The sequence below is a fragment of the Bariatricus sp. HCP28S3_F11 genome, assembly GCF_052065395.1.
Taxonomy (GTDB): Bacteria; Bacillota; Clostridia; order Lachnospirales; family Lachnospiraceae; genus Allocoprococcus.
Genome location: NZ_JBQHUC010000025.1, coordinates 33,429 through 44,707, shown reverse-complemented (window position 1 = coordinate 44,707; position 11,279 = coordinate 33,429). Strand labels below are relative to the sequence as shown.

At 41.2% G+C, this 11,279-nt stretch carries 8 protein-coding genes and 2 pseudogenes; 9 read left to right on the top strand and 1 reads right to left on the bottom strand.

Features of this window, described 5'->3' with window-relative positions; genetic code table 11:
- Window positions 1–474 precede the first annotated feature (474 nt).
- The 9 genes and pseudogenes from ACTNBR_RS11685 (at window position 475) to ACTNBR_RS11645 (ending at window position 10,281) form a co-directional block, all read left to right on the top strand.
- Window positions 475–1,635, top strand: coding sequence for a MarR family transcriptional regulator (locus ACTNBR_RS11685; RefSeq protein ID WP_427738668.1), 1,161 nt, complete (start codon window positions 475–477; stop codon window positions 1,633–1,635).
- Window position 1,636: 1 nt separating this feature from the next.
- On the top strand, window positions 1,637–2,167 hold the full coding sequence (locus ACTNBR_RS11680; RefSeq protein ID WP_288859631.1) for a hypothetical protein: 531 nt from the start codon (window positions 1,637–1,639) through the stop codon (window positions 2,165–2,167).
- A 245-nt stretch (window positions 2,168–2,412) separates the two neighbouring features.
- Entirely contained in the window at window positions 2,413–2,949 is a 537-nt protein-coding gene (locus ACTNBR_RS11675; RefSeq protein WP_288859629.1) for a DUF5697 family protein, read from the top strand.
- Window positions 2,946–3,617 carry a DUF6100 family protein gene (locus ACTNBR_RS11670; RefSeq protein ID WP_427738667.1) on the top strand — a complete coding sequence of 224 codons (672 nt, stop codon included), beginning with the start codon at window positions 2,946–2,948 and terminating at the stop codon, window positions 3,615–3,617. Before ACTNBR_RS11675 ends, ACTNBR_RS11670 begins: the two co-directional genes overlap by 4 nt.
- Window positions 3,618–3,757: 140 nt before the next feature.
- The gene (locus ACTNBR_RS11665) at window positions 3,758–4,864 is read left to right on the top strand and encodes a hypothetical protein (protein WP_427738666.1); all 1,107 of its coding nucleotides are present in this window, start codon (window positions 3,758–3,760) and stop codon (window positions 4,862–4,864) included.
- Window positions 4,854–6,260 (top strand): annotated as a pseudogene (locus ACTNBR_RS11660) (VirD4-like conjugal transfer protein, CD1115 family); the annotation flags it as partial. The gene ACTNBR_RS11665 and the pseudogene ACTNBR_RS11660, both read left to right, overlap by 11 nt.
- A 591-nt stretch (window positions 6,261–6,851) precedes the next feature.
- Window positions 6,852–8,669, top strand: a complete 1,818-nt coding sequence (locus ACTNBR_RS11655; protein WP_441018356.1) for a reverse transcriptase domain-containing protein — start codon at window positions 6,852–6,854, stop codon at window positions 8,667–8,669.
- A 107-nt stretch (window positions 8,670–8,776) separates the two neighbouring features.
- Window positions 8,777–9,152 (top strand): annotated as a pseudogene (locus ACTNBR_RS11650) (type IV secretory system conjugative DNA transfer family protein); the annotation flags it as partial.
- 202 nt (window positions 9,153–9,354) lie between these two features.
- Window positions 9,355–10,281: a S1 RNA-binding domain-containing protein gene (locus ACTNBR_RS11645; RefSeq protein WP_427738664.1), complete on the top strand. Its 927-nt coding sequence runs from the start codon at window positions 9,355–9,357 to the stop codon at window positions 10,279–10,281.
- A 43-nt stretch (window positions 10,282–10,324) separates the two neighbouring features.
- Here ACTNBR_RS11645 and ACTNBR_RS11640 read toward each other — a convergent pair whose 3' ends face one another.
- Window positions 10,325–11,275, bottom strand: a complete 951-nt coding sequence (locus ACTNBR_RS11640) for an abortive infection family protein (protein WP_288859615.1) — start codon at window positions 11,273–11,275, stop codon at window positions 10,325–10,327.
- Window positions 11,276–11,279: the final 4 nt, after the last annotated feature.

The window sequence follows — 11,279 nt, the reverse complement described above, 5'->3', positions numbered from 1 at the left end:
CATTGAAAAGTTATCCACTTTTCGCAATAAAGCCATGGCAAAACAGAAATTTTATTTTCTCCGTTTTGCCCAAAAATCAATGTACTCTAAATGGGGTGCTGAATAGTTACCTAATTTTATTTTATGAGAATAACCGATTTCACGAAATTTGCAGGTGAATCTGGAATATAAACAAGAGAAAAAAATAATTTTTAAACTCCATTTGCACTCCATTTGGTCTTTTCGACACCCCGCAAAGCCTTTATTTATGGGCTTTTCCGCGATTTTTCAAGCTACTCAAACTCCAGTTTGACGGTAAGCAATATAAAGCAAAATCAACGATTTTAAGCCATTTTCAGGCAATATTGGATAGTTTGAAATAGTATGAAAAGATATCAAAAATGCAATAGAAATGCAATGAGGTACACCTGATTCACTATCAAAGAATCGTATCCGGAGGTACTTCAATACCTTTTTAGAATGTGAGGTTATTTTATGGACTATCAATTAGAATTAAAACAAATTGTGGATTTCCCACGTTGCAGAATCTACAGAGATTTTATACGATCACTTGTTGCTGACAAGAGCATCCGCACAAACGGAGGCTCTTTTCTTTTTTACTATATCGTTCTTTGCTCCTATGCCAATTACCGCTCGTCTTATCGGCGAATGGAGAATATTACCTACATGATAGGTCCCGGCGAATGGATCTGTACTCTTTCCGATCTTCAGACATGGTTTCGCTGCCGGTTCCAGCATCAGGCAGTCTCTATCCTGGATTTATTGGAGAAGCAAAATTGTATTACATACTCTCTTCTTGGAAATAAGAAAATCGTAAAATTTAAGATCACTGACTGGGCAAAGGACAATACCGTTCTGGAATACAACTGTCCCTGCAAAAAGGATGATGGATTTTTCTTTTTCCCTATTGCAAAAGTCCATGAACTTATCAGCCTGGGGAAATGCTCAGAGATGGATATGTTACTGGATATGTGGATTCATGCTATATACAATGATCCAACCGTGCAAGGCTCTTTCTCTGCGCCTGTTGTTTATTACCGAAATAATACAGGCAATCCCCTGACCAGCTTCCAGTCTCTTGGAGAACGTTGGGGACATTCAAAAACCACTATATCACGTATCTTAAAAAAATTTGAAGAGTTAAACTTCATCACTCTTGTTAGTTTCAAAGGCAAACATGGTAGCATAATCTATCTTAACTACTACCTGTCTGTAATGTTTGACATCAGTGATGTAATGATAGACAAGGAGGAAATCGCTATGAACATGCAACTGCCAATCCACGTACCTGAAATCGAAGAAGAAGTCTGCGTTTCAGAAACTGTCACGGAAGAACAAATCACCGTTCCAGAAAATGAGTCCTGCGTTCCGGTTTCTCACATGAAATTTATCATCAAAAAAGTCGCAGAACTACTGCAAACACAGGGGATTCCGTGTTGCGAATGCTCCAAAACCAGGTATATATTATCTCCTTTATCAGCCTGCATAGATACAGTTAATCAATATACACTAAATATTATCTGTCCTTACGGAAAAGCTGCATATCGGTTTGAACTGACTGTCATGCCAGAAGAAAAACCTGCCGTTAACCTGCCTGCTGAAACATATATGACTACTGCGAAAGGGGGTGAATAGAATGGCTGGAAACAAAAAACAAAGCTATGCGACTCCTGAAGAAGATCCCCGCTTCCACGACACTTACAAGTTTCTGCGAAGATACCGGGATGCCACATACAGCCTGAAGGTAGTGGTCCGGCAGTTAGAAGCGCAATTCCGTATGGAATATGGAACCAGTGTGGATGATTTTCTAGATTCCGTTTATGCTGCAGGGGTAGAATTATCCGGAACTGACATAGCAGAAAGGGCAAAAAGCATTGAGCGGAGTAACAAGATGTTGAAGCTATTAGATTCTTCCGTTGATCTTCTCCGTAACAATCATAAGCACGGAGAACAGTATTACTGGATTCTCTATTATGCATTCCTATCTCCACAGGAACTGAAAAACACGGATGAGATCCTTGAAAAGCTCGAACCGCATATCAGCAATATTTCTTACCGTACCTATTACCGGAAACGTCACGCAGCTATTGAAGCGCTGAGTACCATTCTCTGGGGTTTTACTGCGAAAGAAACCATTGAAATTTTGAATCAATTTTTTCCAGAATAGCCATCGTCACGAAAATGGCATAGTATTGGCCTGCTAATGCGATTGAAGGGAAAAAATACCCATGTTAAAATGAGTATTGCTTATAGTTTTCTTATTTACCAGCACCCTGACCGGTGCTTTTTTTGTACCCGAAAACCGTACTGACAGCAGGCCACTATCTGTACGTACACCATACGCACAGAATCCTATACGCAGGCTGTACGTATAGATATACGTACAATTACAAATACGAAGGGAGACCATCTATGAAAACACGAGAACAGATATATAAAGGCGAAGGGGCAGCCCTTCTTCGGATTCTCACTACATATCACGCCTTGCATTATGAACAGGTGCTGCAACTTTTTGATAAAAACAGAGACTCTATCAAATCTCTCATCACCAGTTTGACCAAACAGGGGCGGATTTACCATGATAAAGAACAGCATTTACTATGTGACACTGAAGAGTCTGCCAATTCACCAGATATGGGAACTATTGCTGCCTTCTGGGTTCTGCTGGATTTTAAAAAGGCACTCATCTACCATACCAGTGGTGATTTTCCCGTTAAATTACATTTCTTTTCCCATGATGAAACCTATGAAATCATTTATGTTGCTAATGGGCAGGAAGCGTTGATGAATCATGTGTTTGAAAGTATTCCTCCAAGAGAAGCATTACGAATCATCATCATTGAATCGGAAAAACAAGCGGGAAAACTTACAATTGATGGTGTGATTGCCTACTGCATGGTCACCCCTGATGGCTCTGTCAGCTACTACAAAAAGAAAGAGGTTTTATGAACGCAAATACACGAATCATATTTCAGAGATTACAGGGTGTGGAAAGCGAAATAGAAAAGCTCAGAAACACCCTTTTTGCTTTGAAAACTACAGACATTGAAAAATATGGTGCAAATTATGAAGCACTAAGCACCGATGCTGCCTTACGATCAGAACGTATCACCTGCCAGCTCAGGAATCTGGTCTATATCAATGATTTCTCTGGCAAGAACAGTTATCTAAAACTTGCTGCAGACGCACAGGGAATCGCTATTTCACAGGAACAGGAGATTTTGTCTATTACCCTTCCAGGACTTCTCCCCAAAAGAAAAGTCCGCACTAATATGGCATTTCTTCATGAGCCCTTGAATTATGCTCTGCAGGAATATGTAAAAAGCCACGACTTGGCTCTGTATAAAGACTGTGTGGTCTGCTTCAGCCAGATTTATAATCGTACTCTTTCCAGCCAAAGGGTTCGTGACTATGACAATCTGGAATTCAAGCAGATTCTGGATACGATAGCAACTTACGTTTTATTGGACGATACTGGATTGTACTGCGATTCCTATCATACAACAGAATTTGGTAATGCAGATTCGACAGTTGTCTACATCATGAAAAAATCTGCCTTTCCGGATTGGGTGAAAGCGCATAAAGAGCTATTGGAAACCATATCGGAAATTTCCTGATTTTCTTACCTAATTTTTCCGACATAGGTAAAAAGAGGATTGAAGCATTATATTTCCATGCTTTTTCTACCAACTGACAAAAGCCATTTTACCCAAGTACAGGCTAACATCGGTAATAATTGAATTGAGGTGATACTTATTTGCTAAGACCAGACACTCAGAAATTCAGGCTGCTGGAACTTATCGGAATCTGTGGGGAATTTCCTTCGGATCAACTGAATCGGCTTTTTACAAGTCCTTCTTATGCTGAAAAAATCATCACTGAACTGAAGGCTGAAAAGCTCATTCGCCCCCACTATAAGGATAAACTCAGAGGATACCGACTGACCAAACGTTCCAAGGAACTGCTCCTCGCCTACTATCCTGACCGCTTCCACTGCTATCTAAGTGGAAATACTGAGACTAATGTTATCCGAAGCGAACCGTCACGCCGCATCCGTCTTCATCAGAAGGCACAAACATACCTGACGTTGCTCCATGCCGGAATCCCATTTTATCCGGATGGAAAACCACATATTTTTTCTGTGGAACGCGAAGCTGCTTCCATCCATATGCGAAGCCTTCCTTTATTTTATTCTTCCAGAGAGATTAAAGAACTTGGGGCGGCAACAACAAAAATCAAAAATTCGCGGAGTATGGGAATCCTGATGGCATCCCATTGCATCTACGTCATCTACAATACCGGAAGTGGAGTCCTCAAGTGGGAGTATAAAACTGAAGTGCGCCTCAATGCATTTCTGCAGCATTATCTGCAGGGATATCCTTACTCCGGACATCCGAAAATTCGTGCAATTATGCTTGGTGACAATATGGAAACTGCTTTCAAACTGCTGACCAGCACTGGTGGCTACAAGCGAAGCCTCTTTATGCTGGACACATCGTTTGAACATTTCCATTATCTTCCCAACGATCTTCAGGGGGAAACATTGATGCAGCTATTAGCAAACCCGGCAATGACAAAACAGCTTAACGAATTATTGCTATCGGATATGAACGCTCGCCAGGAAGAAATACCACTGGAGCATGATGCAGTAACCAAAGATGGAAACCCTGCACTTCTTGCTTATGATTTTGACATGCAGCGAATCAATCGATTCAATACCGGACTGAATGTTTACGGCCTACACGGAAACCTGATCTGTTTTGATTTCCAGATCCCGGTTCTCAAAGAATACCTCACAGCAGACATTCAATTCTCCAGTATTGACCTTAACAAATTCAGAAGGGGGTTTTTACATGAACCGTAAATGGTGGAAGCTCATCTATCTGCTTCCAATCTGCCTCTGCACGCTCTATGCTGGCGGCTATGTGGCACAATTTATTTATAACTACCAAACCTGGAGTGCTGCCGGAAACTTTGCTGGCAATGGTACTTACCCACAGACAGCCTCCCTACATCCAAAAGCCTGCCTTATGGCATTGACACGATTTCCATATAACCTGTATGGGATTTTTTTATGCCTTCTTGCCTTTGGTCTACTAACTTTCTTAGTGATGCGGATGGGATATGACAGAAATGGCGAAATTTTTGATAAAGAGCGAAATCTAAACTACTCTACCAAAGGTACCTATGGAACTTCCGGATTCATGACTCCAGATGAGATGCACAAAGTTCTGGAACTAACTGATCATGTGAAGAAAAATAAGGGAACAATTCTTGGCAAGCTAAACGGAAAAGCGGTTTGCCTTCCTTATGAAACACGCATGAATCGAAATGTTGCAGTTTACGGTGCTAGTGGTTCCATGAAATCCAGAGCTTATGCAAGGAATATGATTTTTCAATGCGTTACTCGTGGAGAAAGCCTGATTATAACCGATCCAAAATCAGAATTATATGAAAGTATGGCAGGATATCTGGAGAACGAAGGATATACTGTGCGGTGTTTCAATCTGGTCAACCCAGAAAACTCAGATGCCTGGAACTGTCTGATGGAAATAGACGGTCAGGAAACTATGGCCCAGGTATTTTCGGATGTCATCATTCAAAATACCGGTTCTGCCAAAGGGGATCATTTCTGGGATAATGCAGAATTAAATCTTTTAAAAGCACTGGTTCTTTACGTGGAACAAGGATTTCCACCAGAGTCCAAAAATATCGGTCAGGTTTATAAATTGCTAACACTGAGTTCCGAAAAGGAACTAAATAGTCTTTTTGACCTGTTGCCTGTATCCCATCCGGCAAAAGTGCCTTACTGCATCTATAAGCAGGCAAGTGATACAGTAAGATCCGGCGTAATCATCGGTCTGGGTGCCAGGCTGCAGGTTTTTCAAAATAAACTGATCCGACAAATCACATCTTATGATGAGATCGACCTGACACTTCCGGGAAAAGAAAAATGTGCATATTTCTGCATCACTTCCGATCAGGACAGTGCCTTTGACTTCCTGTCATCCCTGTTCATGACTTTCGTATTCATCAAACTGGTACGATTTGCAGATAAGCATGGTAAAAATGGGCGTTTGCCGGTCCCAGTTCATATCCTGGCAGACGAGCTTGCCAATACAGGTGCCATTCTGGAACTGAACAAAAAGATCAGCGTCTGCCGATCAAGGGGACTAAGCATTTCCTGTATCTTTCAGAACCTGCCCCAGATGCAGAACCGTTATCCATATAACCAATGGCAGGAAATCATCGGGAATTGTGTGCGCCCAGAAGTCGCCAGCGCATTATAAATTCGGCGGCGTGGTATTTATGGGATACTGCCTTTAGCAAGCAGTAGGTAAAAGTATCAAGTGATGAAAAATCACAGCCTATTATTCTACAACTTATCCGAGAGGGGAAACCCAAAGGGGAGTGTAGCATGTTGTCGCTCTTGTCAATAGACGAGAGCCTGAATGATAAGGTACTAATCCTGTGTATCTGAAAATTCAAGAATAAAAATTCGTGTATGAGGTACAAAGCTAAACTGCCTGAACGATAGCCAGAGTGGGGGAATCCGCACTCCGCATACGAAAAGGATTGAAACGTATGCTATTCCATGTTGGTTTCATTTCGCAGTTATGAAAGCAAGCGATACTCGTGGAAGGACAACCGCAAGACAGCGGGTAAATGGCGAAAGTCGGTGCCGACAACACGAAACGCTAATTCTATAAATACTAACTGGGGATGACCTAAACCCGGTAACGGGCATGGTCACACAGCTCCCATAGTAGTCCGAGACGTTAATGGCGTTCACATGGCGAAGGGGAGCAGCTTATTTACTAATACGATATGAAAGGACGGTGCGAGAGGCATTGAGAAATCCAATCCAAGTATTAAGTAGTTTGACGGAAAAGTCAAAGGATGAATCTTACAGGTTTCAGAGATTATATCGGAATCTGTACAATCCAGAGTTCTACTGGCTTGCATATAAAAACATATATGCAAACACAGGCAGTATGACTGCCGGTGCAGATGGAACTACTATTGATGGCATGAGTGACGAAAGAATCCAAAGGATTATTGAATCCATGCGAGATAAAAGTTACCTGCCAAAACCTGCACGTAGGGAATATATTGCTAAGAAAAACAGTAATAAAAAGCGTCCGTTGGGAATCCAGTCGGGCAATGACAAACTGGTGCAGGAAGTAGTGAAGATGATTTTAGAAAGCATTTATGAGCCTGTGTTTAAGAAAACATCTCATGGGTTCAGACCAAACAAAAGCTGTCAGACAGCATTATACCAGATACAGAAAACCTTTACGGGAACGAACTGGTTTGTTGAGGGCGATATACACGCATGCTTCGACAGCTTTAATCACCACACAATCATCAGATTGCTGAGAAAACGTATTGATGATGAAATGTTTCTACAACTTATCTGGAAATTTCTAAAAGCAGGTTATATGGAGCAATGGACGTACAATCGGACATACAGCGGTGTACCGCAGGGTTCAGGTGTCAGTCCAGTGATTGCAAACGTGTTCCTTCACGAATTAGATAAATTTATGGAGGAATATGCGCAGAAATATAACCGAGGAAAGAAGAAACAAATGAACTCCGACTACAATAAAGTTGTCAAAAAGGCATCCTATTATAGATGTATGGGCAAAAAGAAATGGGCGGATTTGTCTCCAGAAGAACGTAAGGAGCGCAATAAGCATTTGAAAATGCTTGAAAAGCAAGCAAGACAATTAACTCCTACCAAACCTTTGGATGAGACATATAAACGGATTCAGTACACCCGTTATGCTGATGATTTCATTATCGGAGTAATCGGGAGCAAAGCGGACGCAGAACAGATGAAAGCTGACGTGGGCAGATTTCTCAGGGAAGAACTGGATTTGGAAATGTCCGAAACCAAAACGAAGGTTACGCATACAGGAGACAGAGCCAGATTTTTAGGCTATGACATTACGGTATCCAGAAGTCAGGATTTAAAGAAATCCGCAGGAGGATACAAAATCAGAAGCAATGCAGGTGTGGTGAAATTACTTGTACCCAGAGAAAAATGGGTGGGAAAGTTATTGGAATATCATGCAATCAAAATCAAGATTAACGAAAACGGAAAAGAAAGATTTGTAGCCCTACACAGGGGAAAACTGGTAAATCAAAGCGATATAGAAATTCTGGCAAGATATAATGCGGAAGTACGTGGACTGTACAACTACTATGCCATAGCGAATGATTCCTTTAAGATAGGCAGATTTGCTAATCTTATGAAGTACAGTATGTACAAGACATTTGCCTGTAAGTATAAAACAAATGTTCACGAAATCAAGCGCAGATATTGTGTTGGAGGACTGTTTACAATCGCATACGATACCAGAGCAGGAAGGAAAACTACAACCTTTTACAGAGACGGGTTTAAGCGAAAAGAATCAGCTACGAAGTTTGACAATGTAAGCGAACTTCCGCAGTTCTCAAGATACGCTAAAACCAACACTCTGAAACAGAGAGTGGAACGCCATACCTGTGAACTTTGTGGAAAGGATTGCAGAAATCTAGAAATTCATCAAGTAAAGAAACTAAAAGACTTAAAGGGCAATGCGGAGTGGGTACTCCTTATGCGCAAAAGGAGACGGAAAACTCTTGTGGTATGCCCCGAATGTCATAAACTGATTCATTCTTAATACCGCAAATATAATAAGCGGAAAGCCGTATACATCGAGAGGTGTACGTGCGGTTTGGGAGGGAGGGGATGCAAGTCCTGTAAAGGACAAGCTGAACCTTACCTCATGATACCCAATTATTTTTAGGGTGTACAGATGAGGTCACTGCAGAATTCATAAGTTCTCGATCCGGCGATATTACCGTAGGTGTCAGTTCTGAAGCAAAGCAACTCAATACCTGGCGGGTATCTGACTATTCTCCGGAATACAGAAAAACCCAATCCATTGGAAAACGTAAACTTTTAACCCCAGATGAAATTCTCCGTCTTCCACTGGATACCGCTCTGGTCATTCTACGCGGGCAAAAGGTTTTGAAAGTAGAAAAATATGATTATACCCTGCATCCGGATGCCAAAAAGCTTGTCACAAGAAAAGCATCGGAACATATTCCAAAATGGCGAGAAAATGGACAGACAGAAGAATATGACTACCTCCCAAAGCCACAAGCAAAATCTCAGAAACGACGTGCATATACACCATCAAAAAAGACAAAAGAATCGGTCCTCCCGATTCAGGACCCCGTCTATCAGGAACCAGATTATGATGACTTTCCAAAAGATCTATTAAAAGATGACTGGCAAAATTCGTCTGAAATGGTTCCTTTAGATAAAAATTCCATCATGTCATAAACGAAAGGAGAACATTTATGTCAAACGAAATGATTACCAACACTACTGTATTAACTCTTGATTCCGATACCGTATTGGAAACTGCCCAGTCAAAGGCGGATCTGATCTGGCATGAGATCCAGAACGCATACCGTACCAGGAAGATCCTGACTGGTATGTTCGGCGGAATTGAAAAAACGGAAACCGGCAACCTGATCGCAATTATTTACTACAAAGATTTCCGGACTGTCATTCCAGTGACAGAAATGATGATCAATCTGGTACAGGATGATGCCCATGATTACGGGGAACTGTCCCTACGCCAGAATAAGATTCTCAACAATATGCTCGGCTGTGAGATTGATTTTATTGTAAAAGGACTGGATGCGAAGACGCGCAGCATTGTAGCAAGCCGTAAAGAAGCCATGCTGAAGAAACGGCAGATTTTCTATCTGGAGAAAGATGCAAACGGTACCCCAAAGGTACACGAAGACCGTGTCGTGCAGGCAAGAGTCGTTGCAGTTGCAGAAAAAGTGGTACGTGCTGAAATCTTTGGAGTGGAAACATCCATCCTTGCCCGTGACCTTTCTTTCGACTGGCTCGGCGACGCCAGAGAACGCTTTCATGTCGGTGACCATATCCTGGTACGCATACTGGAAGTAAATGCAGAAAATCTGGCACATATCACTGTCCGGGCAGATGTAAAAAGTGTGGAAGGCAATACCAGCAAAGAAAATATGAAGAAATGTAAAGTCCAGGGCAAATATGCCGGCACTGTAGAAGACATTCACAAAGGTACCGTATTTGTCCGGCTCTCTATTGGAGTCAATGCCATTGCCCATTCCTGCTATGACAGCCGTACCGTTGGTAAGAAAGATAACGTGTCCTTTGTAGTGACTCATATAGATGAAGAAAGGAATGTGGCAGTAGGAATCATTACCCGGATTATAAAGCAAAATATATAAAAATACAGGGAGCATACCATCGATATGCTCCCTGTATTTAGCGTTAATGCTCTTTCTGTGAAATATGAGTTTCCCATAAAAACCAACAAACAGAAGCTGCTGCTCCAACTGCTAATCTTGCATGCCGACCTTCAAGTCCAGAAAAACTATTTGATTTTCCATGGCCTGAACCATACGGATTTCTCAATTCAGCCAACCCATGCGGAATAGCTGAAAGATTAGCCAAAATACGTCTAATGGTATCTTCTCCTTGAATCCCATTTGGGACATTGTCTGGCAACAAATTTAGAATCTTACAAGTTTCCTTTACAAGCTTTGGGACTTCCCAATTTTTATCAATTTCTTTCTTATGCTCTTCTAATATTGTTTTACAGCAAGATTCTACTATCTCTTTTGCTTTACCAATTGCATCTGTGGGATTACTTGATATAGATTTTTGCATTTGATCAATTTGCTGTTGTAAATAATCAGAGTCAAAAACATCTTTTAAAGCTTCCGTCTGAGCGGATATAACCGTTTCTGCTGATCCTATTACTCTCCATCCTAATACCGGTTTATTTCCAAGTCTTTTAACCTCATACAACTCATATCCTTCTGTTTTTAACAGATTAGATATTTGCCTATAAAACTCAGCTTCAGCCCAATCTTCGTCTTCAATTGAATGTCGTGCTACCGCCGGATGAAAGATTTCACATATAAACCTCAAATAAGTTTCATCATTTCCATTCATCAAGCCAAATCTTTCATCTGTAAAAACCCACTCATCTTCCCAATCTCCAAATCCAACGTGCGTTGCAATATCTCCTTTTGCCGTATGATACCTTGAGTCATATGATGGAAGTTCATCCAAATTATATAATCTTTGCAAAAATTCAATATCATCAAGACGTCCATGCCATGAGATATTTCCTGTTTCACCATATTGCATTGATACACCACATGAAAATAAATCCTTTATATCTCTTTTCGTCACTTCACTGATCTTGTTTGACAATCAT

Coding starts and splice junctions, on each gene's coding strand:
- ACTNBR_RS11685 (WP_427738668.1), top strand. CDS start 475: ATGGACTATCAATTAGAATTAAAACAAATTGTGGATTTCCCACGTTGC.
- ACTNBR_RS11680 (WP_288859631.1), top strand. CDS start 1,637: ATGGCTGGAAACAAAAAACAAAGCTATGCGACTCCTGAAGAAGATCCC.
- ACTNBR_RS11675 (WP_288859629.1), top strand. CDS start 2,413: ATGAAAACACGAGAACAGATATATAAAGGCGAAGGGGCAGCCCTTCTT.
- ACTNBR_RS11670 (WP_427738667.1), top strand. CDS start 2,946: ATGAACGCAAATACACGAATCATATTTCAGAGATTACAGGGTGTGGAA.
- ACTNBR_RS11645 (WP_427738664.1), top strand. CDS start 9,355: ATGTCAAACGAAATGATTACCAACACTACTGTATTAACTCTTGATTCC.